Source organism: Marinigracilibium pacificum (genome assembly GCF_012926615.1).
Classification (GTDB): domain Bacteria; phylum Bacteroidota; class Bacteroidia; order Cytophagales; family Cyclobacteriaceae; genus Mangrovivirga; species Mangrovivirga pacifica.
In genome coordinates, this window is sequence record NZ_JABBNU010000004.1 from 144,272 (window position 1) to 170,459 (window position 26,188).

Here is a 26,188-nt window from a genome sequence, read left to right on the forward strand (position 1 = left end):
TACAGATTATTTAAAATGAAATATCCCACTGGATTCTGAACCTTAATTGATCTTTTCTTTCTTCAAATTCATTTTTATATGAAAAATCAGTTATTTCAGCACTTAACTTATTATTGTGTCCACTAAAGAACCAATTAAGAGCAAGTCCGTATTCTTCCATTGATTCACCTGGAAGGTTCTCATAAGGGTCAAATTTCGCATATCTGGTTGCTATTTCAAGTGGCTCAGGGAACCAACTAATAGCATTGTGAAGGAAGTAGCTGGCTTGTAAATAATATCCTTCCATGAATGATTCCGCATCATTATTTAATCTATCAGTAATTCTTTTTCTATGATATTCAGATTGCCAAGCAAAGCCTTTGTACTTAAATGCAGTTTCATAATTAATCTGATCCGTTTTGTATTGCCCAGGCTCACCATCTTCAAATCCTAAAAGGGATCCGCCACCACCTGTTGAAAACCTGGTATAAGGAGATGTATTGTTTAATAGTGCAACTGCAAGTGATGCCTGTGGTTTAGTTACATTTTTTAGATCACTCCCTTTAAAGTCAACAGCTTCACCGAATGGATTCCACTGTAGTCTTCCAAAATACATTAAATTGTTATCATCATTTTCTCTTGCACCACGACCAGTACCGGCAAACATCCCAAACCAATAATCAAAATTCAACGCACCTTTATGGTTAGTATTTCCATATACTTGCGCACCTTGCTGTCTATCAGCTGTGAAAGGCCTGTTAATGATTGAACGATCAACCATTGTTTGAGCACCTGAAGAAATAAATCGCTCTCTTGTAAACTCTACTTTCCATTGACCAAACTTAAATTTCAACCAAGGATACTTCTCAATCATAATTCTGAAATCAAGAAGTCTAGAAGTAGCTAATTCATACTCAAAGTAATACTTCAACCATGGCTTATAACCATGTCCACCAACTTTTAATCTGGCACGGTTAATCTTAAATACAGGCTTTAGTTCTCCGGAAAGATCATTAAAAGTAAGAGGGTCCTGATCTTCGGGTGTTGCAAACCTGAATTGCAACCTTGCTCTGATATTCATTGAGAATTTGTTATCCTGAGATCTCATTTCAAACCCATTTTTCCCATAAGACAAGGGTTTAACATCACTCTTTTTCTCAATAACAACTACAGAATCTTTAACAATTGTAATTGTAGTATCCTGCTCCTGAGCAGTAATTGAAACAAGGCTAATAAAAAAGGCAGCCAACCAAGCTAATTTCTTTGACATAACAGTCAGATTAATTAAATGTTAATTTAATGTTTAAAAATCGGTCGCAAAGTAAGCTCCTAATTCCAAAATATCGCAATTATTATTGAGCCTATGTTAACAATCTAACATAACCTTAACATTGGAATATGTATTAACCTGCTTCTGTTAACATTAAGTTAACATTGATGTCAAAAATCTAACACAACACCTATAGATGGAAGTACAGAGCCATCGTTCAATGATTCGATTTCGATCAGTTTTCTTGGTTCAATAATATTACCTTCAGAGTCTCTGTCATATCCAATTGTTGCTGGAGATGGAGATCTGCTTCCAAGTATATTTTGTATTTCTAAGAATACATTTAATGATGTCTTTTTGAAATTCCATTTTTTGTCAACCCTTAAATCAATTTGGCTGTATGATGATAGTCTATTTGAGCTTAGTGTTGAATAGTCATAAATAATGACAGGGTAAGTATCGACTGATGCATCTAAATCTGCAATTGGATAAGGTGATTCCCCTACATATCTGGCACGTATACCTATTTCCCAGTTATTATTAAACTTATAACCTCCGGTTAAAGACAATAAATGTCTGCTATCCCAGGAACTTGGAAGATAATCATCAGTATCAAATCCAGAAAACTCACTCCAGAAAAGTGTATATGCAAATATTGCATAAAAGTTATTTTTGAACTTTTGATTGTATAGAAATTCCATTCCATAAGTTCTTCCAAGTCCTACTGATTTGACTGGCTCATTACCCAATACTTCAAAGCCACCTCCCAAATTGGCTAATGAAACACTATCTCTTACTGATACCGGGTAATTATCATATTTTTTATAGAATCCTTCAATGCTAATTTTTGTTGCGTCATTTAACAAATATTCAATACCTGCTACAAAATGATCACTTTGAATATAATCAACAGATTGATTTTCTTTTTCGTTAAGATTATTTGTATAACCAAGAACAGTATACGGAGGTAATTTATAATAACGACCAACTGAAGCATTTATAGACCATTTTTGAGCTTCATCAAGCTTATAAGTCGCTGATAATCTAGGGCTAAAGGTCTTATAAATTTTATTTCCATTGTCGGTGAAAGAATTCCCATCAAATCGAAATCCTCCGCTAATTCCTAGTCTATCTTGTAATAAGTTTACACTTGCCTGACCAAAGAAACCATACTTAATAAAGTTCAGGTCTGTATTATAATCGACATTATATACCTGATCAGAAGTATTATTCGTATAGTTAGCATTCTGAATGGTAGCTCCTGTACTAAATGTCCAATTGTCAATAAATCTTGTTGCTTCATACCTTAACTTAGTTTCCCATTCTCTAGAGTTATTATTAAAGATTACACCGGTTTCATTAATGTTATCTTGATACCTGGTGAATTCATTATTAAGAATATTGGTACTCAAAGTTGTTCTCATAAATCCATCAACATCTTTAAACCTTCTTTTCCAGCTTAATCCTGATGTGGTTGTCCATTGTTTGATAACAGGCACTTGCTCTAGTGATGCAATTTGTTCCGGATCTGCATCTGATGGTTCATTTACTTTAAAATCATCTACAGAACCTATCCCTGTGAAAATCAATTCATTATAATCATCTATTTTATGTGTGATTTTATATTGATAATCCCAATAATCAGGTAATATTGTCAAATCAAGAAGTTTGAATAAAAACTGTAAGTATGATCTTCTTACTGAAACAAGATAAGAGGTATTTGAAAGACCTGACTCATTTTTCTTTCCAAGAGGACCTTCAACAGTTAATGCAGCTTCAGAAGCACTTATTCTAAGATTACCATTAAACTCTCTCATATTTCCATCCCTTTGATCGAATTGTAATACACCAGAAAGGACATTGTCATATTGAGATGCAAATGCACTAGTTGTTAATGTTACTCCTTCAAAAAAAGAAACATTTAATAACCCCACAGGTCCACCTGCACTTCCCTGAGTGGCAAAATGATTAATATTTGGTATTTCTATACCATCCAGATAATATACATTTTCATTAGGAGCCCCTCCCCTAATTATCACATCATTTCTGAAGCCCGCAATACTGCCTGAAACACCTGGTAATGATTGTACTACCTTTGCTATATCATTATTCCCACCTGGATAGGCCGCTATCTCTTCTCTTGAAAGTCTTTGAATTGAAAGTGGAGTTGATTCTAATTTCACAAAAGGGTTTGCTTTTACCACAACTTCTGAAAGTTCAGAAACATTTTCTTGCATTTGAAAATTCAAGTCTGGATTACCAGCACTTCTAATTATAACATTATACTGAATGTTCTCCTGAAACCCAACAAATGAGGCTTTAATATTGTAGGTTTTTGGCTCAATATTTTTAATTAGATAGTAACCATTAATGTCAGTAACCGCCCCTTTGGTTGTCCCGTCAAGAACTACTGAAACACCTATTAAAGGTTCGCCTGATTTTGAATCAGTTACAGTTCCTCCAATTGATGCATTTCCTTGTGAATATATATGAGAGTAATTTAAAAATACTCCGAGTAAAAAAATGATAAGTGATTTTATGGTTTCTGACTTCATCCTCATTATATGTTTAAAGAGATTTTTATGTCTTTAGTAACTGGGTGTAAATCTAATTTGTTTAAACAATATTAGTTTACCTTTAAACAAAAAAAATGTGGAAATAAATTAAGAATGATGAGTTTAACTAAAATTCTTACATGTTAAATCCATAAGCAAGTTTGGTTTTACAAGATTTGGTTGACACTCGAATACATAAGAATTTACGAAATAGTTGGATTATTTTTATAGATCCCAGATTATTAAAATAATAATGTTTTCAGGATTTTGATTTTAGCAATCAAATATTTTTCTTATATAGAATTAAGTAATTGTTAAATAATATTAAATTTTCTATTTGTTCATTACTTATTAATTAGCTGAGGCGAGTTTTGACAAAGAAACTTTGATTTTGTTATTGTATTTAAAGTTTTACCTTTGCAAGCCAAATGGGCGCTACTCTTAAATATAGCAAAAATTCCGACTGTATTTTTCTTAAAATAGAGCAGGAAGCCTACCCCCTAATTTTCAGATCGAATTTTCTAATTAAACCTATAATTAAACTTTTAAGATGAATCAGTTTTACAAATTACTGACGTTACTCTTGTTTGTGTTTATTTCAGGTTCTGCATTTGCGCAGGGTTTGACAACATCGAGCATGAGTGGAGAAGTTTATGATATGACGGCAGAACCATTACCTGGGGCTACTGTTATTGCTATTCATGAACCTACCGGCACTCAATATGGAGTAGCAACTTTACCAGATGGATCATTTAAGATCCCAAACATGAAAATTGGTGGTCCATACCGAATCACGGTTACTTTCGTTGGGTTCATTCAAGAACAATTGTATGTTGAAAAACTTCAATTAGGGGAGAATTTTTCATTCACAATTGCCTTGATGGAGGAGTCAACAAGCCTTGGTGAAGTAGAGGTTGTTGCTTCAAAAAGCGATGATGCAGAAAAAACAGGAGCTGCCACATATGTAAAAGGAGAGCAACTTAGAGAGCTTCCTTCAATTGCAAGAAGCCAGCAGGACTTTACAAGATTAACGCCACAGTCTGATGGATTTAGTTTTGGAGGTAGAAATAGCCTTTACAATAACTTTTCATTAGATGGATCAGTATTTAACAACTCATATGGTCTTGACGTACCTACTCCAGGTGGTCAAACGGGTGCACAGCCTGTCTCTCTTGATGCAATTGATCAGATACAGGTTTCTATGGCTCCATTTGATGTTAGACAAGGTGGTTTTACAGGAGCTGGTATTAATGCTGTGACACGTTCTGGTACTAATGAAATTTCTGCTTCGGTATATCATTTCTTTAGAAATGAGAATTTCGTAGGTGAAAAAGTTTCTGATGTAAAAGTTCCAAATCTTGATTTTAGCACAAATACATCAGGATTCAGGGTTGGAGGACCAATCATTAAAAACAAGTTGTTCTTTTTCGTGAATGGTGAACTTGAAAGAAGAAATGAATTAGCTACTGGATATGTAGCCAGCAATTCTGAGAATCAGGGAGATCCAAATGCAACAACAGTTTCAGAATCAGACATTATTGCGGTTCAGAATCATTTTAGAAATCAGTATAATTATGATCCAGGTGCTTATCAAGGATATTTTCATGAAACTTACAATGATAAAATTCTTATTAAGCTAGATTGGAGTATAAATGATAAAAATAATTTCTCTATTAGATATAATTATCTGAAAAGCTGGAAGGATATCCTACCACATCCTGAAGCGCTTGGAGGAAGAGCTCCTGAACCATTTAGACTTGCATTTGAAAATGCATCATACAGAATCAATAACAATATAAACAGTATTATTGGTGAGCTAAATTCTCAACTTAGCAATAATCTGTTCAATAAATTAGTAGTTGGATATTCAGCATTCAGGGATTTTAGAGATCCGAAGACAAAGAATTTCCCAACAATTAATATTCTTGATGAGAATGGTCAGATCGCGATATTTGCTGGTTCTGAGTTATTTTCAACAGAAAACGTGCTTAATCAGGATGTATTTCAGATCAATGACAACCTTACCATTGTAAAGGATAAGCACATGTTCACAGTGGGTACTAACTTTGAGTACTTTTCATTTGAAAACAGTTTTAACCTGTTTTATTATCCTCAGTATTTTGCTGCTTCAGTTGATGACTTTTTAAACAATACTTATGTTGACGCTGGAGTTATCGATGACTTTACTCCTATCATTGATGATGCGAATCAAAAACCCTTGAATATAACTAATGTTGAAGTTGCACAATGGGCAATCTATGGGCAGGATGAATTTACAGTTAATAGTAAGTTTAAGTTAACTGCCGGGTTGAGAATTGATATCCCATTGTATTTCTCTGATATTAATGGTGATCCTAGAGTTGATGGATATGATGGTTGGGTTGATGAAAATGGTAATCCAGCTGAATTTAAAGCCTCTGAATGGCCGGACTCAAAAGTTCTATGGTCTCCTAGAGTTGGATTCAACTATAAACCTCTTGAAACGAATAAATTAACAGTAAGAGGAGGAACAGGAATATTTACCGGACGTATTCCATTTGTATGGTTAGGAAACCAAGCTGGTAATGCTCGTTTCACTCCGGGCTACACATTCCAGGTTAATTCAACTGCGGATGACTTTAAATTCCCTCAGGTATGGAAAACTAACTTAGCCATAGACTATTCTACAGATAACAACTGGACATTTACTGGTGAGTTACTTTACGGTAAGGATGTAAATGCTGTAGTACACAGAAATTACAACATGAACGTACCTACTGAGAGACTTTCAGGAACCGGAGATGACAGGTTAATATTTACTGATTTTAGTGATGTGAATATTTACAGCACAGATCCTGATTCTGAAACATTCCTTGATGCTGGTGCAATTTTACTTGATAATACGTCAAAAGGATATCAGTTTAATGTTACTGGACAAGTTTCAAAGTCATTTGAGAATGGTCTGAATTTTATGGCTGCTTATACATACCTTGATTCAAAGGATTTAACTTCTATTCCGGCGGAAATTGCAGCAGATGCTTTCCAGAGAAATGTTGTTGCTGGTAACCCTAACAACCCGGATTATAGCTGGTCAAGATATGGTATGGAGCATAGGTTAATTGCGTCATTTAATTATGCCAAGTCATATTCTAAAGACAAATTCAGAACATCTATTGGTATGTTTTATGAAATTGGATCTGGAGGAAGATATAATATGGTATATGCTACTGCTCCTGATGCAGCTGCAAGTATAAATGGTGATAATATTGCCTTTAACGATCTTATTTATATTCCTGCTAATTCAAGTGATATCAATTTTGGTACTGTTGATGTTAATGGTGCTGGTGTTGAAGCTGCTGATGCTGCACAGCAATGGGCCGCTTTAGATGCATTCATTAGTAGCAATGATTATCTTGATAGCAGAAGAGGTAAGTATTTTGAAAGAAATGGTGGACAGCTTCCTTGGTTTGCACAAATGGATATCAAATTCTTGCAAGACTTTAATTTCATTGCAGCAGGAAAGACAAACACTATTCAGTTGTCTGTTGATATTCTGAATTTTGGAAACCTGTTAAATAGTGATTGGGGTGTTAGACAAATTCTTTCTACGAACTCACCAATTACATACACTGGAACTGATAACAATAACGTTCCTTATTTTAACTTCAATACTGATTTGAAAGATAGCTATACTGATAATGTGTCATTAGTTTCTAAGTGGCAGATGCAAATTGGTGTTAGATATATCTTCAATTAAGATATAAATTATATAATAGTAAAAAAGGCTGTCGATAGACAGCCTTTTTTATTTGCTTATTACTAATTCATCATCTTCTAAAATCTTTGATGCCATTTTGGTTACTTCATCAAGCTCTTTTAGACTGGCAACCATATGATTCTTAATTTGCTCTGGTTTTAAATCTGAATCCATTTGTAGAAGAATTTGCAATCCCAATAACCTACACAATGGACCTCTTATTTTGTGGGCATTAATAAAGGCATACTTAGTTAACTTTTTATTCATTTCCCTAATTCTTTCCGTCCTTTCATATACAAGAGTTTCAAGATTAGAATTTAATTCAGCTATCTCTAATTGTTTGTTTATTAACTGTTGGTTTGCCTCTTTTCTTTGAGCAGCTTTTAATGCAATTAAATATGTGTCTGCAAATGCTTTAAGTAATAAAATCTCTTCATCCAGCCATTCCCTTTTTTCCACAGACTCACAACAAATAACTCCTTTTATCTCACCTTTATCTCCTAATATCGGACAATCAAGCAAAGCTGAATATGGATAATTTGAAAGGCTTTTTTTCTTGACATTTAACAGAATCTGATTTTTCCGGATGTCTTGAGCATTCAAAACCTCATTGCCTCTAAGAAAATCAAAGTAATCTCGATTTTCTGCCTTTTTAACTTTTGTAAGAATATTCTTATAGGAATTATAATTTGTATCTTCAGTTAAAAACAAAGTTTCTTCGAGTTTATCATATTCCCAAAAAGTAACTCTGTCAACAATCAAATAATCTTTAATATATTGAATGATTAACTCCTTTACTTTGGTCAGATCTCCTTCATAGACCTCTCCTCTATTGGTGATTTGATACATTGCTTTTAAAACCTCACCAATTTTTTCTTTTTTGCGATTAAGGATCAAATTGGCAGTTTCTAATTGATCATGACTTGCTCTTATTTCTTCAAATTGTTCGGTAATTGTGGTAGCCTGATCTGAGAGAAGTTTTCTTTGAAATTCAAGATCCTTATTTAAATCATTTAACTTTTTATTGATTCTTAAAACTTCATTTTGATAAACTCCAACTACAAACAAACAAATAGTTAATAAACCGGTTACAGAAACAATATACCACCATTTAGTATCCCCTATTTGATTTATTACTACTTGATCTTCATAGAAGTACATGACTAATAATGACATAAATATCAATGTAGACCAAAAGACTATTGCCTTCTTGTCAAGTAAAAAAGAAGCGAGTAATACAACAATAATATACCAGTGTGTACCTGGTGCAACAATACCAGATCTTTGTAAGGAGTAAATTGTTATCCCTACATATAACGAGATACAGATCAGCCAGCTAAATAATTTTATATATCGAAACTTGTGTAAAAGAAAATATAAAGTCAATAAGATAACTGTAGAAACAGAGAAAACTAATGTTCGTTCAATCGTATTGAAGTAATAGTGCGAAACTGTTAATAACACTAACACTCCAATTGTAATTCTATATATACTTAGTAAGATTGGGTACTTATCCATGCGCTAAAAAATATTTAATGTGAGCGCTAAAAAAAAGTGATAAAACTTTTATTTGTATTAACATAAACTCTATAAACCAATATAAGAATTTAAAGATTCAATGGCACGTTAAAAGACTTATTTTTTTCGATGAATGGCTATAAAATGAAGGTAAAGCAAATTCAATAGTGATCTTAACAATGTTACATATCATGAATTTTTTAAGGATGAATTTAGTTGAAATGCTAGAATGAAATAAATGGTCCTTCCCTGTTCTACACTTAATTTTTCGAAATAGTTAAATTATATAATTAAAAAAAACACCAATGCTTAAGGATTTATCCAACACTCTAATTTTTCAATTTGTTTGAACTTCAAACCTGAAGATTAATCATAAAATTGGGAGTAAAATCCTGCTTTTGGATGAATCTAGCATTGTATAATTTTGATTTATTAGTCAAATAAATAATTACTGTAAATTTTCTGTTACTAACTTCATATTGAATTACTATTTTAACTATATTAAGTATACTTATTAATTTTTATTTGTTTATTAGATGAAAATCAGTGACTTAAGAAAAGGAAAAGGGATTTCACCTATTTTGCTTGCTGAAGCTGAAGACAAGGAACTTAAGGCATTAGTTAAGAAAGCTGCATTCAAATTAGGTGCTCCTATTGCTATGGTTAATTTATTGCTTGACCATATCCAATATTTTCGTGCTCATTATGGATTACCGAAAGATTTAGAAATTGCAAGAGGTACCAATAGAGATGTTTCATTTTGTCAGTTTGTAGTTAATAAGGGAAGTGTTTTTGAAGTCAATGATGCTGAAAATGATAAACGGATTCCACAGCATTTGGTAAAAGAATATGGAATAAGGTCATATCTTGGAATACCCATAACAGCTAGAAATGAAATTGTTGGTTCGTTATGTGTTATCGATACTGTTCCACGAAAATTTACAATGCAGGAACAAGAAGTTTTATCTGAACTTTCAACCATTGTAAATAAGAAATTTGAAAAGATAATTACAAAGAAAGAGAAGGAAAGACCCAATTTACTTGAAAAGAATATATGCTACGCACTGGAAGAAATAAAAACCTCAATTAGTCCAATTGAAATAGGGATAAATAATGGATTCAATTTTGTTGAGGGAGTGAAATCATTTTTAAGATTATCTGAACATAAATTAAATGGTAATTCGGTTCCTACCTCTTCATTATTAAGTCTATTGGAAGCTGCAAAAAAGTCTTTATATACCCTTGAGAATGACCTATATAATATGGATGCTGCCTACGGTGATACTATAGATTCAATAAAGGCTATGGAAAACCTTTACATTCAGAGTAATGAAACTTATTTGATGGATATAGCTGAATCTGGCAGAGAGTTATCAAGACATTTGACTAGAGATATTGGAGGAGTTTATTTACCGGATATAGAAGAAAACTTACGGTTGTCAGTAAATAAACAGACGGGTATTGCACTAATAAGTAATTCTCTAATACATATGGCAGGTGTTTTATTAACCAAAAATGAATATTCCGGAGGCATAAGAATGAACTTATCAGATTTAGAACATGAAGCCTGCGTTTCGATACAAGCAAATGAATTTGAAATGGTTAATTCAAAAGATCTTGCTAAAACGTTAAATCTGTTAGTCCATGATGATCCATCTGTTGATGTTATCACTATACCAAATGGAATTGAACTGAGATTTTCGATTTTAAAATGAATATCATTTTCCAGTAGTGTAAGTAAGAAGGTCACCTTCCTTATTACTTAATATCAGCAAATCATTTTCGATTCGATAATTAGTTGTTTTTCCTAATGAAAGAATTAAATCATTCTCACCTCTACCTGGACATTCCTTTTTAGTGATTGGCAATAGTTCGAAAACTAGATTATTACCTTCAGATTTATATTTCCCTTTAAAAATATTACAGCCGGTATTACCATGAAACCAGCCGTCTTTTTCAAATGATATATTGGGAATTCTTTCAAAAGAACTTGCATCATTAACTTCTGACATATGAATTTTATTTAAACGCCAGGTATACTTCATTAAAGTTTCAGATTCTGATCCTAATTGAGAGGATTTACACCCAGAAAAGAGAATAATGCATAATAGAAAGTAGAGCAAATGTTTCATATCAAATAAATTATCTTTATTTAATATAATAAAATATACTCATATTTCTATTTTTTATTTCTTACAAACACATGTTTAATATTAGATTTCTCAGTCTTTCTTTCGTCAATTTCAAATTCTGAATTAAGATCCTTAAGAAGCGGAGTTAATTTTGGGTAGCCATAATTTCTGGCGTCAAATTCTGGTCGCTTTTTAATTACAAGGTTACCTACATCACCAAGAAAAGCCCACCCATCATCATCAGCTATATCATTTATTGAAGACTTTATAACTCTCAGAACTTTTTTATCGAGCTTGGTCCTATTCTTTGTTTTTGATTTTGTGGCTGTTTTTTTATTCTCCGTAGATTTATCATCTTCATCTTTACTTAATATTTCGATGTAGATAAATTTATCACAAGAAACTATAAATGGATCAGGTGTTTTCTTTTCTCCAATGCCAATAACTTTCATACCTGACTCTCTTAATCTAGTTGCTAGTCTGGTAAAATCACTATCACTAGATACAATACAAAATCCGTCAACCTTGCCACTGTAGAGAATATCCATAGCATCAATAATCATTGCAGAATCAGTAGCATTTTTACCCTGAGTATATGAGTATTGTTGGATTGGGGTTATTGCGTTTTCTAATAATATATTTTTCCAACCTGAGACAGTAGGCTTTGTCCAATCTCCATAAATCCTTTTAGTTGATGGAATACCAAATTTGGCAATTTCTTCCATCATTTCTTTAACATTTTTATAAGGGATATTATCAGCATCGATCAATACTGCAAGTCTCAGTTCTTTATTATCATTCATAAATTACATTTTTTACAATATACAAAAAGAGTTGACTATTATTTTAGTCAACTCTTTTTGATTTATTTATTTAGTCCCATTGACTTCATTAAATCTTCACGAACATTATATATATATAATGATAATTGGTCTATTTCTTTTCGGGTTAATTCAGGATTGATAATACACAATCTTACTACTGGTCTATTTAGCAGTTCGGTAGATGTGATTATATATTTTCCATCTTCTAAAAAACGACCAATCATAGCTCTTGTTAACTGGTCTTCTTCTTGTTCAGAGCTATTTGATAGTTTTGGACGAAAATTAATTATTGCAAGTCTGGCCGGTGTAACAATTGTCCAATCACCCTGATTCATCAGATTTTCTTCAATTCTTTTAGCTAAGTCCATTCCTAATTGAATAGCCCTTCTAAATTCAGCAACGCCGAAAAACTGTAATGAAAGCCATAGTTTCAGCGCCTTGAAATTTCGAGTTAATTGAATTCCCTGATTATAATAGTTTAATTGTTCGGCATCATCATATGTTTCTTTAAGATATTCAGCTTCAATATGAAATGCATTTAACAAATGTTCTTTATTTTTAACTAATAAACATCCTGCTTCATATGGTTGGAACCACCATTTATGAGGGTCAAGTGTAATCGAATCAACGGTTTCAACTCCTTTTAAAAGCTTCTTTCCTTCTTCTGTCAATACACTTGCAGCTCCATAAGCACCATCAATATGTAACCACATTTTATGGCTATCAGCAATTTCTCTAAGACTTTGAATATCATCTATAGCTCCTGTATTTGTTGTTCCGGCATTTCCTACAATAACAAATGGGATGTATCCTTTTTCCTTATCTTTTTCAATCGCTATTTTTAGCTTGTTAAGATCAATTGAGAATTCTTCATTGTGATCAATAGGGACATATTGGTCAGCCTCAAAGCCTAAAACTCTAAGTCCTTTCTTTACTGAAGCATGTGTTTGTGAGGCTCCATAAATTTTAAAATTTCGCCAATCTTCAGAATGAAAATTTCTTCTGGCTGTTTCTAAAGCTGACATATTAGCCATACTTCCACCACTTAAAAATAATCCTCCGCCAGTTTCTGGTAATCCCATTGATTTTAAAAGCCAATTGATAGTTTGCCTTTCCACTTTTGCAGGACCTTTTCCAACTAGCTGACTTCCGGAAAACGAATTAAAACCTGAAATAATCAGATCTGCAAGATTACTTATGAAATTCGAAGGACCAGGAATGTAACCTAAAAACCTTGGATTGGAAGGTAATGATGTTTCTTTATAAATTTCTCTGGTAATTAAATTCAATAACCCTTCAAATGATTTACCTTCTTCTTTAAATGGGTTTACCTGTAACACCTCTTCAAGCTTATTGCTAGGTTTACTTAGAGGCTTATACTTTTGATTCACCTGGTGATCAATAATTTCAGCAATTACAATGTCCGCGAGGCGGCGCATTTCTTTGGGCTCAATTCTTAGGGGAGTATTGTTGTTCATGAGTTAAAAAGATTTTCAAAATATGAATGTTTAAAGCTAATTAATGAAAAGAATATCCTCGTTTAAATATTAATTTTTTATATAAACTGTTTATTTCAATCGCTATAATATAATTACTTAGTGGCATTTTTTATCTGATGATAACTGAGATTAGTCATATTAAAATTGTATTGTACCGAGAATATTTATTCATCTATTGATCTTAACCTTTTAAAACCTTTTCTTTGCCGAAAATTTATTTTTTTAACTATTACTTATTCTTTCAATGAAAAATTTAAAATTATTTTTTGCAAACCTGATTCTAATTTGTTCAGTGTTCAGTATCTCAGCACAGAATTTAGATAGAAACAATGTATCATTTTCAAGGCTAAGATTACCACTCACACCTCTTCCAGAGAATGTAAAGTATTATAATCCAAAACTTGACCTAGGCTATATCTATATGGCAGATAGTAAAACCGAGGTTGAGAATTTATTGATGAATTCAATTAAAATTGATGGATTAGAAAGAGGTCCTTCAGGTGATGATTGTTTAACAATTATGGCAAGACTTGAGACTTACTATAAAAGTGAGGTAAGATATATTGAAACTGAAAAATCTGTAAAAAGAGGTGATGCTACTGTTAAAGTTAAGTATCACTCATTAACATTTGATTATAAGTATCCTTTATACTACGAACTAACATTACCAGGGTCATATGAGGCTGATTCTAAAGGGTTTATTAACAACTCTCAGTTAATGCAAACTTTTACATCTAAGGAGTATGAAAATAAGAGTGATTTATACAAGTGGTGGAATGAAAATTATAAGACAATCCAGGCTAACCTAAGAAAAGAACTTTTAAACAAAAATGCATCAAGTCTTGCTAATTTACTTGATAACAGATTTGGATATAAGCAGATTAAGGATTCAGAAATGTTCTTTACTGTAAAGAAATTTAAAAAGCACGACTATTCTGATCTTGATGAAGCATTTGCTATTGCTAAAGAAGGATTGGAAATGATGCAAGCAGATCAACCTCTACCTTCTGACGCAGCCCGTTCAACGATGACAAAAGCAGTAGATATTTGGGTTAAAGCTCTTAATGAAGCTGATTTAGAAGATAGAAAAGTAAGAATCAATTCAAAAGTTGCTGGAGCTATCGCAAACAACCTTGTAAATCTTTATACTTTGATGGGTGATTTTAACAAAGCTCAGGAAATCATTACCAAAGCTGATGAAGAATTTAAAAAAGATGGTTGGACTGGCTATGCTCAAACCAAGCTTGATGATATTAAAAAGAGAATAACTGCAAACAATATAGAAGTTCAATAATTAAGCATACAATATTTTTTGATTATGAATAAGATTTTTAATTTTTTATTACTGGCTTCCTTATTTATTTCTATTATTTCTTGTTCTGGTGCTGATGTTGAAGAACCAAGTGTGATAACAGATAATGAAGGTGTAGTAGTTGAACTTGATTGGGAAACGAATTCTGATAACCCCATCAAAGATGCTGACTTGGATTTATTTATTGGAAGATCAGTTAATTATGAAAATTCAGATTTTGCTTCAACAGAGGTGTTTTATTTTGAGGAAATCATTTTAGACGATGTAATTTCTGATAATACATATAATGTATTTGTAAAGAATTACTCTGGAAATACACGAGTAGATTATACTATCCGAGTATATGGTTTAAATGATAGCCAAAGAGAGTTTACATATAATGGATATTTTTTAGCTAATGATAATATAAATGTTCATGAGTTGATTAAAATTCAAAAATCTGGCTCTACTTATACTATCATAAACTAATATAGTAATAAATAATATATAAAGGGCTTCATTAATGAAGCCCTTTTTTTATACCTTATTATTTTATATTTTGGATCATAACTCAAACCTAAACAGGTAATTATGAACCAAATTTCACTTCGATTCTTATTATTATCATTCTTTATACTTACTTCAATCACCTCGTATGGTCAGGAATCAATAGATTTTATTGTTTTGGATGCCATGACTTATCGGTCTATAGGCCCTTACCGTGGTGGTAGAAGCGCAGCAGTTACAGGAGTCACAGGCAAACCCAATTTATTCTATTTTGGATCTACGGGTGGTGGTGTATGGAAATCTACTAATGGAGGGAATTCATGGCAAAATATTTCAGATGGATTCTTCGGTGGTTCTATTGGAGCTGTTGCTGTAAGTGAATATGATAATAATGTGATTTATGTTGGAGGTGGTGAAAAGACAGTTAGGGGTAATATGTCTTATGGTTATGGAATGTGGAAAAGTGTGGATGCCGGAAAAACCTGGAAGAATATTGGATTGAAAAATTCAAGACATATTCCAAGAATAAAAATCCATCCCAAAAATCCGGATATAGTTTATACTGCAGTCTTAGGGAATGTGTTTAAACCAGGTGTAGAAAGAGGTGTCTATCGTTCGTATAATGGGGGAGAAACCTGGGAAAAAATTTTATATACAAATGACCGATCAGGAGCTGTTGATTTAATAATGGATCCGACTAATCCAAGAATATTATATGCTTCAACCTGGAATATTCAGCGTACACCATATAGTCTTGAAAGTGGCGGACCTGGTTCTGCTTTATGGAAAAGTATTGATGGTGGAGATAACTGGATAGAAATTTCAAAAAACGAAGGTTTTGCTAAAGGAACTCTTGGCATTATTGGAGTAACGGTTTCTCCTGTTAATAATGAAATTGTGTATGCAATTGCTGAATCTGATGATGGAGGTGTTTTTAAATCTGTAAATGGTGGAGATACCTGGGAAAAAGTGAATGACAAGCGAGATTTACGACAAAGAGCATGGTATTACACAAGGATTTATGCAGATCCACAAAACGCTGATAAGGTTTATGTTTTAAATGTTCAATACCATGTGTCTGAAGATGGAGGGAAAACTTTTTCAAGTCATGTAGCACCACATGGTGATCATCATGATTTGTGGATCGCTCCAGAAGATCCTAGTCGAATGATTATAGGAGATGATGGTGGTGCCCAGATATCTTTTGATGGTGGTAATTCATGGTCTACTTATCATAATCAGCCAACAGCACAGTTTTACAGAGTTACCACCGATAACCATTTCCCTTATAGGATATATGGTGCTCAGCAAGATAATTCGACTGTTAGAATTTTACATCGTACTGAAGGAAGTTCTATTGATGAGGATGATTGGGAATCAACTGCCGGAGGTGAAAGTGCTCATATTGCTGTAGATCCGGAAAACAATGAAATTGTCTATGGAGGAAGTTATGGAGGCTTTTTCACCAGATACAATCACGATACAAAGCAAATTAATTTTATAAATGTGTGGCCTGATAACCCGATGGGTTATGCTGCAAAAGATATCAAATATAGATTTCAATGGAATTTTCCAATACTTTTTTCTCCTCATGATAATAATCGTTTATATACTGCTTCTCAATATTTACATGTTAGTACAGATGAAGGCAAATCATGGAAGACTATTTCTCCGGATTTAACGAGGAATGATACTTCAAAAATGGGTGCTTCAGGTGGTCCGATTACGAAAGACAATACATCGGTAGAATACTATGGAACTGTTTTCGCAATAGCAGAATCACAACATGAAGAAGGAGTTATTTATACCGGTTCTGATGATGGTTTGATATATATCACCAGAGATGGCGGTGAAAACTGGAAAAACATTACACCAGTTGATATGCCAGAATGGTTAATGGTAAACAGTATAGAGATTGATCCATTTAACGAAGGAGGAATGTATTTTGCGGCAACTGGTTACAAATCAGGAAACTTTGCTCCTTTTATCTATAAAACAGATAATTATGGTAAGTCATGGAAGAAAATAACAACAGGAATTAGTGATGAACATTTTACACGTGTAGTTAGAGCAGACCCTATGAGAAAGGGACTTTTATATGCAGGTACTGAGTCCGGAATGTATATATCATTAAATGACGGAGCCTCCTGGCAACCTTTTCAACTAAACCTTCCTATTGTTCCTATTACTGATTTGGTAATAAAAAATAATAATCTTATTGTAGCCACACAAGGGAGAAGCTTTTGGCTGATAGATGACCTCACTCCTATCCATCAATATAAATCAGATCTTACGAATAAAAGTATCCATATATTTGAACCAAAAAATGCCTATCAACTCGGTCGCTCTACAAGTGAAAAACCAATTGGCAAAGGAGAAAATCACCCAGCTGGTGTAATGATTTACTATTACTTAAAAGATGATCCTGACAGTCTGAAAGGAATACAATTAAGCATTTTGGATAGTAAAGGGGATACAATTAAAACGTTTTCAACTGTTACACAGGATAAAGAATTAAAATTTGAAGCTAAGAAAGGAAGCAATCTATTTGTTTGGGACATGTATTATCCTAGTCCCGAAAAATTTGATGGAATGATATTATGGGGAGGTGGTCTTTCAGGACCAATCGCCACTCCTGGTAAATATAAGGCAGTATTATCAAGTGGAGTTGAATTTAGCGAGACGAATTTCACCATTCTAAAAGATCCTCGATCAGATATTTCAGATGAAGATTATCAGGCTAAATTTAATTTTATTACAGATTGTCAGAGTAAACTATCAGAGACTCATCTTGCAATTAAATCTATCAGGAAAACAAAGAAGTCAATTGATGATGTATTATCTACATTATCAAAAGAAGAGAATAAGGAATTATTTGCATATGCTGATTCAGTAGTTACCAGCCTTGATAAAATCGAAAATGAGTTATATCAGACTAAAAACAGAAGTCCTCAGGATCCCCTGAATTACCCAATAAAAATGAATAACAGGTTATCTGCATTATGTAATCTGGCTCAATATTCTGATTACCCTCCTACTAATCAGATGTATGAGTTTAAGGCAGAAATCACAGCGGAAATAGATCAGCAATTAAAGTCACTAAAAGAAATTTTCAATACTGATATACCGGAATTAAATAAATTAATTAACCAATCAGAATATAAACCACTTAACGCAACATATTAATAATCAATAAAATAATGTTTTCATTTATTTCATTATTAGTTATGTTGGATTAAATAAAACTGAATAGATATGGATTCTATCACTTTAAAGGCACCACCAATAGTTTCTGAAGAAAAGAAACTTGAAACGCATACAATACCTATATATGTGTTTGCTACAGTTATATCATCTATAAGCATAATGATTGGTCTTATTTGGGATATAAGTTGGCATACAAGCATAGGTAGAGATGGATTATTGTCTCCCCCACACCTTGCAATATATTTTGGAGGGGTATTAGCTGGAGTATTTTCAGGAGTAAGAGTACTAAAAGTTTCTTTTTGGGGTACTGAAAATGAAAGATCTAAGAGTATAAAGTTTTGGGGAATATTTTATAGTTCCTTAGGAGCTCTATTTTGTATTTGGGGAGCATTTGCAATGCTTACCTCTGCTCCGTTTGATGATTGGTGGCATAACACCTATGGGTTAGATGTAACAATATTATCACCTCCGCATACGGTTCTTTTATTAGGAATGGTTACCATACAGTTTGGCGCAATGGTGAGTGTGTTAGCAGTAAATAACAGATCTAACTTGACTGGTGTTTTTAATCAAAAAAGACTTGCCAACGCTTTGTTCGCTATCTCATCAGGCTTTTTAATTTGTATGATATTTACAGTGCTTAGTGAATTTCTGGGTAGACATGATATGCATCGAGCATCATTTTATCAGGTGGCATCTATTGCATTCCCCTTATTATTAGTGGCGTTTAGTATTGCAGCTCCTTCTAAATGGGGTGCTACACAGTCAGCATTAGTTTATTCAATCTTCATGGCTGCAATGGTATGGATTTTACCATTATTCCCTGCTGAACCATTACTTGGTCCAGTTTTAAATCCAATTACTCATTATCAGTCATTTGAATTTCCTTTGTTACTTCTTTTGCCAGCCATTGCAATAGACTTAATTAATCAAAAGACAAAAGGAAAAAATGAGTGGGTTCGTTCATTATTATTTAGCCTGAGCTTTTTAGTTATCCTTTTTGTATTTCAATACCCATTCGGAGATTTCTTAATGTCTGACTATGCCAGAAACTGGTTCTTTGGAACTGAAAGTTGGTATTTTGGTTCAAATCCGGATTGGGAATACCGCTTTAAATATGCCGACTTTATGGAAACTAAAGGTTTGGACTTATTTACAGGATTATTGACAGCATTTGGGTTTGGAGTTTTAAGTTCACGCCTGTCAATCAGATGGGGTAAATGGATGAATAACATTAAAAGATAACCAATCAGCCATGAAAAAGATATTTTTATATACAATATTGTTTCTCAGCTTAATCCTGCTTCCATCACATATTGGAAGCCCTGGGGTAACACTTGAAGGTGAGGCTGGTCCATATCGGTTGACTGTAGTGGTCAATTCACCTGAAGTAATACCAGGAACTGCTACAATAGATATTTACACGACAGAAAGAGGAATTGATTCTATTCAGGTAAAGCCAATGTATTGGTATGCCGGAAGCAAGGGCACGCCAAAATCTGACCCTGCCTTACCGGTTGAGGGTGAGCCTGGGCATTATTCAGCTGAAGTTTGGTTGATGAGTAATGGCACGGCTGGTATTTCTGTGAATGTATCGGGCAATAAGGGTGATGGAGAAATATTAGTGCCCGTTATGGCAGTATCAACAGCCCAAAAATCAATGGATGCATCATTAGGATGGACCTTGGCTGGATTAGCAGCATTTCTTGTGATATTAATGGCTACTATCATTAGTTTGAGTATGGGCGATAGTCAAAAGAATCCTGGCGAAGGTCCTGATAAGAAATTAAGGAGAAATCGATGGATCGGAGCTGGTTTAGGGTTCTTAATTTTAGTGTTGATTTTATGGGGAGGCAATTCATGGTGGGAATCATGGGCAAAAAATTATCAGCGATACATGTATAAGCCATATACGGCAACAACTGAAATAGTTAAAGAAAACAATATTCAAAATCTGGTTTTTAAAATTGATTCAACCAAACTTGAATCACTTTATTTAACCAGAAGTTTAAACTATCTGGTTCCAGATCATGGAAAGATAATGCATATGTTCTTACTTAGAGCTGGTAATCTCGATGTCTTTGCCCACCTCCATCCTACCAGATTAGATTCATCTACATTCAAAACTATTATTCCACCATTGCCACCAGGCGATTATTATGTATTTACAGACGTATCAAGGTTGAGCGGATTTTCAGAAACTATAGCAGATACAGTAACTATAGGGCAACCAGATGAATATTTAGTTAATAGTTGGAACGATTCATTATTATTGGATATCGATGATACATATTACATTACAGACCCATATATTAAGAATACTGAAAAAACAACATTACCCGGAGGCGATATTGTAGTCTGCGGAAGTCCAGGAGAAAGGACTATGTTACCAGATAGTAGTTGGGTTACATTGGAGTTACCAGAAGAGAAAGTGTTTAGATCAGGTCAGCTTTATGATTTAACATTTGCTTTTGATGATGAGAATGGTCAACCGTCAGAACTAGAACCCTATTTAGGAATGATGGGACATGCGGTTGTCTTTAAATCTGACGGTTCAGTTTATATTCATTTACACCCGGTTGGATCTTATTCAACGGCATCGCAAAAGACAATGTTATCAAGATTTCAAGGGGAATCGGGCATGGTTGACTGGGACAATCTCCCTGAGCCTAAAGCTTTTATAGATAGCGTAGATAATTATATTTCACATCTGAACAGTCTTTCTGATGAAGATAGAGAAAAAATTCTCCTGGAAGATATGAATCACGATTATGAAGATCCTGAACATCAGGAGCACTCAGTAGTTTCTTTTCCTTATACATTTCCAACTTCCGGAAATTATAGAATCTATGTTCAGATGAAGAGAAATGGAAAAATATTGAATGGCGCTTTTGATGTATTAGTTGAATACTAGTTTATAATACCGAATGAATTATTTGTCCAACAATTAATTCATTCGGTATATTATTGATTTTTGGATTTTCTTTTACCTTGAATAGGAATTTACTAGTTTTTGATTCAAGTGACTAATAATTTCACTATCGAGCTCTTCTTGAGTATTACAAGTGATATTTATCAAATAAAATTTCTCATTAGTCGATAAAGCAGTCTTTCTCCATTCCCATTCACTACCAGTTTGATTCTGTTTGCTTTCAAACCACCAGGCAGTAAATAATTGGTCTTTACCCTTTTCTAATTTCCCTACATTAATACTTATGTCATTATATTCCCGACTATCTATAGTAGTTATAATATAACCACTACCCTTCCAGCAAACAGCAGGAGTATGATCTGCTTTATATGCAGGAACTGGTGGTTTCAGATATATGAGGCTATTGTCATTTTCTATTTTGACTGTTCCACTTTCAAGTATTGAAGACCCGGGAATAGAGATTACGGAGGTTTTGAAATTAATATCCTGTACTGTAGAGAAGTATATTCCTAATGCAAATAAAGTTGCTAGCATTGAATATTTAAGGGTTGGAAACTTAAATGACTCATAGATATTAGCTTCATCTTTTATTTTATCTTTATCAAATAGAGTAAGTATTAAGTAAAAGGGTAAAATAACCTGAAAGACATAAATGAAAATCCCCAACCCTTCATGTAACCAAACTTCTGGTAATATTTTAAATAAAATGATTAGTGTTATCCGTACAATGTTGGCAGATAAGATTAGAAATAATAAAATTATATAATAAAGGAAAGTTCTGATATTTGAAAAAGGATTTTTTCGATGAAAATAAGCTATTAATAAAGATCCGGTTAATAAGCCATAGCCCAACATATTTATTCCAGCACAAGCCTCATCAATAAGAAATTCGGATCCATCAAAATTCACAAGATTACCATTGACACTAACTTCAAATTCTCCTTTTGAAATAATCCATGAAGTTATTTCAGTTAGTTTTAACCTTAAAGGGAAGCTTATTAATGAATTGATATAGAGGAATAATGGCGAAATAAGAAATGCATGTATTATAAGTGATATGTTATTTACACCAAAAAAGCTTTCGCACATCACTAATAAGAAAAATATAGCAATTATAAATAAACCTATAGATGTAGGGAAAAACAGATTAATTATTCCCAGAATTAAGGCGAAATAAAAGAAGGTGTTACTTTTTTTGTTAGCATTGCCGATACTCAATGGAAAAGTCGCAATACAAATCCAGAAAAATGTATTTTTAATTAAGTATTCCGGTTCTAGTAAAATGAATAAAACCAGAGGTGAAAATGCTGATATAACAGCTAATATCAGCATTTTTCTATGCTCAATTAAATTTCGTTGCAGATACATATTTTAAAAGCTTCTTTCTGTAAAGACTAAATAAAAACATAAATCCGATAATGATTAAAGCCCATTCATGAGGCTCAGGTGCTTCACCGGAATTATTGATTTTTGCATTACCAAGGGAATCTTTTTTTGCTTCGATATCAAATCGATCATAATCCCTCTGGGTTTCAAGAACTATTAGGGATGAAACCGGGGTAACTATATTAGCAGTGGCTGTAATTTGATTTAGAGACTCCAGATTATCTAGGGAATCAATACCTTCGAAATATGATTTACCTATATCATCAATTGTTTTATAATATGAAAACAATCGTAACAAGTGATCAACGCCTTTAGCTTCCTCTACTGAATTACTTTCTTTGATGATACAGGCGTCTGTTCCTGGTAATTGAACTATGTTTTTACTATAAATTGAAGTAGGATAAATCCCTTTTTCATAAGATTTAAATATATCATCTAAGCTCATTTTTGTATAATCAATAACATGAAACTGTTTTAATGATTGATTATAATCAGAGGTTTTTTGACCAATATCTAAAACTAAAGGTGCATTAGTATTTGTAGTAAAAAATTGATTTGAGGAAGTAGCAAACTTAGATTTTTTAAGATCTGAAAGATTTGGTGTTGATTCCTCTCCTTTGGTAATTACCAGGGATTGTTCACAATTATCTATTTTATAATAAGGGAATAGAGAAAAGTTAGGAAAATTAATGAGCTCAATATCTTGATTGATACTTTTAGGTTTTCCAGTTAGAAAGTCAAAATATATAATCTCACAATTCTCGAATATTTTTTGTATTGATTCAATTTCTTGCTTTTTCCAGTTATTAGTTAAATCCAGATATATGGTTTTTATATCACGTTGAACGATTTTATTTTGAGCCTTAACTAATTTATAACTGTTATCATGAAAGGTAAAAGCTGAGTTTTTTAATTCAGGTTTTTTCATAGAAATCATCCAGGTTTCCATATAATCTCCGGAATACTGAATCAAACCGTTATTAGTTCTTTCAAATTTGCTGTCTACATTGATTTCATTTACACCATTGACAAGGATATTAATTGCCTGTGTGGCATTATGTGATGAAGGTCCTTCAAAAGTAACAGGTATATAGATTAAATTTTCACGTTCAACTTTAACCGGGGCTGAAATCCCAATTTTAAATTTACGATCTTCTAAAGGAGTGCATGGAAAGACTTTAGCCCTAATCTTATTGCCTTCCATCCAGTAAACAACAGATGGATCTCTTCTTTCAAAACCAACAATCGAATTATATGCAGTTTCTGCTTTTTCTTTAGTCGTTAGTATTCCTTTTTGTTCAATGCCTTCTATCCAAAGTGATAATGAAGATACTACTCCCCCTTCTGGCAATTGGAAAGTATATACAGCTTCTTGTTGATTGATTCTTTGACTATTTCCTTGTTGGTAATTATTCTTAATTGATAAGATTAATTCAGTGAACGATATTCGTAATTCAGGAAAGATCTCAACGTTATTGACAATTTTACTAGTTGTTAAATTATCTCCACTCCAAAACCGATCTGAGTTGTCGTGCCTCTTATTATAAAGATAATTAAGGATTTTTAGCTTATTGTTTTCACTTAAATCATTGTTTTTAATAAATAATCCAGCTATAGCAATTATCGGCTCATGAATTGCAACATTCCATTGATTAAATCTTCTAAATGAAAACAAATCATCTGAATAACTTGTAAATGGCTGGTAAACAATATCGGATTTCAAGTATAATCTTAACCAAAATGAGTCTTCTATTTTTTGTGAAATTCTAATCCAATCAGGTAATTCATTTACAGAAAATGGGCTATCAATACTTAGACTTAATTCTTCAATTTGTTTATTAATAGAGTACATTTTAATTGATGAATAAGCACACGCAATTATACAAAGACTAATTCCTGTAATAAATACAAATTTTGTGCTGTAACTAGAAATAAGGCTCTTAGATAACTTAATTAATCCTATCAGATAAAATAGTGGTACAAAAAGTAAAAGTGAAATTCCTAAAAATGGCATTGCCATAAAAGCAATTCCGGAGAATGGAAGAACCATTATCAATTGATATATATGAAAAACTAATCCAATAGAAATAATGAATACGCACAAGTGTATTAACCATAAAGGCTTTTTTCTAATAAATGCTATTGTAAGTATTATTAGGCTTTCAAGACAAATGAAAATAGATAAGGATAAACTTGAAGGAAAGAAAATTTCAATTGTTTGATTTAATGAATAAGCACAAATATTGAAGTTCAATAATAAAATTAAATGAGGTTCTAATAATTGCCCTGAAAACAGTTTGAAAAATCTCTTTTTAAAATTTACCCACAAATAAATAAAATATGCAATAGATAGTGAGTAGTTAATGAAAAATACTATCGAAATAAAATCATTAGTGGGGTTAGAATAGGTTATTTCTGCAAGAAATATTAATGTGTTGATTAAGAAAATAATCACCCCTACTATTATGTGTTGATCGGTTCTAATATTGTTTTTCATATTAATAAAGTACTTTGTAATATAAAGTTGATAGATAAAAAAAAGACTTCATGTATATTTTCATGAAGTACTTTATAATACAAAGTAAATATAATTTATTTATTAAAAACAGAGATTTATTAAAAAAAATGTTAAATCAATATTCATCATCTGGAGACCCCAAATCAAAATTCATAGATTCGACAATCTTAAGTCTATCGTAATAAAAATGAACTTCTTTAATCTTTTGATCTACAAACAATATGGCCAAATGATATGGGATGGTAACAGTTTTACCATTATCATGTGAGTTTCTATTTTTACCCCAATGATATATCCATATGCCTTTTTTATCATTATCATACTCACCTATCAACCATTTTTTCTCAATAATTTTAGGGTTGAGTGTCATTCTTAATTGTTCCCAGAAATCTATATGTTCATTTGTGTTTAACATATCATTGCCACCGAGATTGAATGCTTGGGAATTATCCGCTAATACAGCTCGCATATTTTGCCAGTCTGCATCTTCATAGGCTTTGATCCACTTTTTGGCAAGTTCTAATTCTGTTTCTCCTATAATCGAATTTGAAGCAATAGATTGTGCTGTGCAATTCGTTGTGGAAATGAATATTAAGATAAATGCGAAGAATACAAATTTAAAATTTTTCATGGTGTCCAATGTCAAAATGTTGGTTCTCGAGATGATATACTTATTCTCAATTTCCTCATGACAGGAAACTTCTTAGCTCTTCAAATACTGCTTCTGATGATTCTAATCTTTGTATATAAACGAAGATAATTTGATAGCTGTTGTATGTTACTCATTAAAATAACATTGTAATCAGAAATTTCACCCATTTTAGGTTAAAGGAT

The 26,188-nt window shown here is 32.6% G+C and carries 16 protein-coding genes; 7 read left to right on the forward strand and 9 right to left on the reverse strand.

The window, feature by feature from the left end:
* Positions 1 to 10 precede the first annotated feature (10 nt).
* The gene (locus HH304_RS07505; protein WP_169679752.1) at positions 11 to 1,249 is read right to left on the reverse strand and encodes an OprO/OprP family phosphate-selective porin; all 1,239 of its coding nucleotides are present in this window, start codon (positions 1,247 to 1,249) and stop codon (positions 11 to 13) included.
* Between the two features lie 170 nt (positions 1,250 to 1,419).
* Positions 1,420 to 3,804 (reverse strand): TonB-dependent receptor, encoded by a 2,385-nt coding sequence (locus HH304_RS07510; protein ID WP_169679754.1) that lies wholly within the window; start codon positions 3,802 to 3,804, stop codon positions 1,420 to 1,422.
* Between the two features lie 550 nt (positions 3,805 to 4,354).
* On the opposite strand from HH304_RS07510, the gene HH304_RS07515 reads away from it, so the two are divergent.
* Complete coding sequence (locus tag HH304_RS07515; protein WP_169679756.1) at positions 4,355 to 7,540, forward strand: TonB-dependent receptor; 3,186 nt, start codon at positions 4,355 to 4,357, stop codon at positions 7,538 to 7,540.
* 48 nt (positions 7,541 to 7,588) lie between these two features.
* On the opposite strand, the gene HH304_RS07520 is transcribed toward HH304_RS07515, so the two are convergent.
* Complete coding sequence (locus tag HH304_RS07520; protein ID WP_169679758.1) at positions 7,589 to 9,058, reverse strand: GAF domain-containing protein; 1,470 nt, start codon at positions 9,056 to 9,058, stop codon at positions 7,589 to 7,591.
* Between the two features lie 536 nt (positions 9,059 to 9,594).
* On the opposite strand from HH304_RS07520, the gene HH304_RS07525 reads away from it, so the two are divergent.
* Positions 9,595 to 10,773 (forward strand): GAF domain-containing protein, encoded by a 1,179-nt coding sequence (locus HH304_RS07525; protein WP_169679760.1) that lies wholly within the window; start codon positions 9,595 to 9,597, stop codon positions 10,771 to 10,773.
* Between the two features lie 3 nt (positions 10,774 to 10,776).
* Here HH304_RS07525 and HH304_RS07530 read toward each other — a convergent pair whose 3' ends face one another.
* From HH304_RS07530 to HH304_RS07540, 3 genes are all read right to left on the reverse strand, one after another.
* Positions 10,777 to 11,190 carry an META domain-containing protein gene (locus HH304_RS07530; RefSeq protein ID WP_169679761.1) on the reverse strand — a complete coding sequence of 138 codons (414 nt, stop codon included), beginning with the start codon at positions 11,188 to 11,190 and terminating at the stop codon, positions 10,777 to 10,779.
* A gap of 47 nt (positions 11,191 to 11,237) precedes the next feature.
* The gene (locus HH304_RS07535; protein ID WP_169679763.1) at positions 11,238 to 11,993 is read right to left on the reverse strand and encodes an NYN domain-containing protein; all 756 of its coding nucleotides are present in this window, start codon (positions 11,991 to 11,993) and stop codon (positions 11,238 to 11,240) included.
* Between the two features lie 62 nt (positions 11,994 to 12,055).
* Positions 12,056 to 13,492 (reverse strand): pyridoxal phosphate-dependent decarboxylase family protein, encoded by a 1,437-nt coding sequence (locus HH304_RS07540; RefSeq protein WP_169679765.1) that lies wholly within the window; start codon positions 13,490 to 13,492, stop codon positions 12,056 to 12,058.
* Between the two features lie 265 nt (positions 13,493 to 13,757).
* On the opposite strand from HH304_RS07540, the gene HH304_RS07545 reads away from it, so the two are divergent.
* From HH304_RS07545 to HH304_RS07565, 5 genes are all read left to right on the forward strand, one after another.
* The gene (locus HH304_RS07545; RefSeq protein WP_169679767.1) at positions 13,758 to 14,807 is read left to right on the forward strand and encodes a hypothetical protein; all 1,050 of its coding nucleotides are present in this window, start codon (positions 13,758 to 13,760) and stop codon (positions 14,805 to 14,807) included.
* Positions 14,808 to 14,831: 24 nt separating this feature from the next.
* On the forward strand, positions 14,832 to 15,293 hold the full coding sequence (locus tag HH304_RS07550; RefSeq protein WP_169679769.1) for a hypothetical protein: 462 nt from the start codon (positions 14,832 to 14,834) through the stop codon (positions 15,291 to 15,293).
* A gap of 102 nt (positions 15,294 to 15,395) precedes the next feature.
* Positions 15,396 to 18,497 carry a WD40/YVTN/BNR-like repeat-containing protein gene (locus HH304_RS07555; protein ID WP_169679772.1) on the forward strand — a complete coding sequence of 1,034 codons (3,102 nt, stop codon included), beginning with the start codon at positions 15,396 to 15,398 and terminating at the stop codon, positions 18,495 to 18,497.
* 69 nt (positions 18,498 to 18,566) lie between these two features.
* Positions 18,567 to 19,763: a hypothetical protein gene (locus HH304_RS07560; protein ID WP_169679774.1), complete on the forward strand. Its 1,197-nt coding sequence runs from the start codon at positions 18,567 to 18,569 to the stop codon at positions 19,761 to 19,763.
* Positions 19,764 to 19,773: 10 nt separating this feature from the next.
* Positions 19,774 to 21,432 (forward strand): hypothetical protein, encoded by a 1,659-nt coding sequence (locus HH304_RS07565; RefSeq protein ID WP_169679776.1) that lies wholly within the window; start codon positions 19,774 to 19,776, stop codon positions 21,430 to 21,432.
* Positions 21,433 to 21,504: 72 nt separating this feature from the next.
* Here the strand turns inward: HH304_RS07565 and xrtN are convergent, their stop codons facing one another.
* The 3 genes from xrtN to HH304_RS07580 form a co-directional block, all read right to left on the reverse strand.
* Positions 21,505 to 22,818: an exosortase N gene (gene xrtN, locus HH304_RS07570; RefSeq protein ID WP_169679778.1), complete on the reverse strand. Its 1,314-nt coding sequence runs from the start codon at positions 22,816 to 22,818 to the stop codon at positions 21,505 to 21,507.
* A complete protein-coding gene (locus HH304_RS07575) occupies positions 22,793 to 25,333 on the reverse strand; it encodes an XrtN system VIT domain-containing protein (RefSeq protein ID WP_169679781.1) in 2,541 nt (846 codons plus the stop codon). Before HH304_RS07575 ends, xrtN begins: the two co-directional genes overlap by 26 nt.
* Positions 25,334 to 25,469: 136 nt before the next feature.
* Positions 25,470 to 25,985: a nuclear transport factor 2-like protein gene (locus HH304_RS07580; RefSeq protein WP_169679784.1), complete on the reverse strand. Its 516-nt coding sequence runs from the start codon at positions 25,983 to 25,985 to the stop codon at positions 25,470 to 25,472.
* Between the last annotated feature and the right edge of the window lie 203 nt (positions 25,986 to 26,188).

Bases quoted from the DNA above. Each gene is read 5' to 3' on its own strand.
- HH304_RS07505 (WP_169679752.1), bottom strand. From the start codon at position 1,249: ATGTCAAAGAAATTAGCTTGGTTGGCTGCCTTTTTTATTAGCCTTGTT.
- HH304_RS07510 (WP_169679754.1), bottom strand. From the start codon at position 3,804: ATGAAGTCAGAAACCATAAAATCACTTATCATTTTTTTACTCGGAGTA.
- HH304_RS07515 (WP_169679756.1), top strand. From the start codon at position 4,355: ATGAATCAGTTTTACAAATTACTGACGTTACTCTTGTTTGTGTTTATT.
- HH304_RS07520 (WP_169679758.1), bottom strand. From the start codon at position 9,058: ATGGATAAGTACCCAATCTTACTAAGTATATATAGAATTACAATTGGA.
- HH304_RS07525 (WP_169679760.1), top strand. From the start codon at position 9,595: ATGAAAATCAGTGACTTAAGAAAAGGAAAAGGGATTTCACCTATTTTG.
- HH304_RS07530 (WP_169679761.1), bottom strand. From the start codon at position 11,190: ATGAAACATTTGCTCTACTTTCTATTATGCATTATTCTCTTTTCTGGG.
- HH304_RS07535 (WP_169679763.1), bottom strand. From the start codon at position 11,993: ATGAATGATAATAAAGAACTGAGACTTGCAGTATTGATCGATGCTGAT.
- HH304_RS07540 (WP_169679765.1), bottom strand. From the start codon at position 13,492: ATGAACAACAATACTCCCCTAAGAATTGAGCCCAAAGAAATGCGCCGC.
- HH304_RS07545 (WP_169679767.1), top strand. From the start codon at position 13,758: ATGAAAAATTTAAAATTATTTTTTGCAAACCTGATTCTAATTTGTTCA.
- HH304_RS07550 (WP_169679769.1), top strand. From the start codon at position 14,832: ATGAATAAGATTTTTAATTTTTTATTACTGGCTTCCTTATTTATTTCT.
- HH304_RS07555 (WP_169679772.1), top strand. From the start codon at position 15,396: ATGAACCAAATTTCACTTCGATTCTTATTATTATCATTCTTTATACTT.
- HH304_RS07560 (WP_169679774.1), top strand. From the start codon at position 18,567: ATGGATTCTATCACTTTAAAGGCACCACCAATAGTTTCTGAAGAAAAG.
- HH304_RS07565 (WP_169679776.1), top strand. From the start codon at position 19,774: ATGAAAAAGATATTTTTATATACAATATTGTTTCTCAGCTTAATCCTG.
- xrtN (WP_169679778.1), bottom strand. From the start codon at position 22,818: ATGTATCTGCAACGAAATTTAATTGAGCATAGAAAAATGCTGATATTA.
- HH304_RS07575 (WP_169679781.1), bottom strand. From the start codon at position 25,333: ATGAAAAACAATATTAGAACCGATCAACACATAATAGTAGGGGTGATT.
- HH304_RS07580 (WP_169679784.1), bottom strand. From the start codon at position 25,985: ATGAAAAATTTTAAATTTGTATTCTTCGCATTTATCTTAATATTCATT.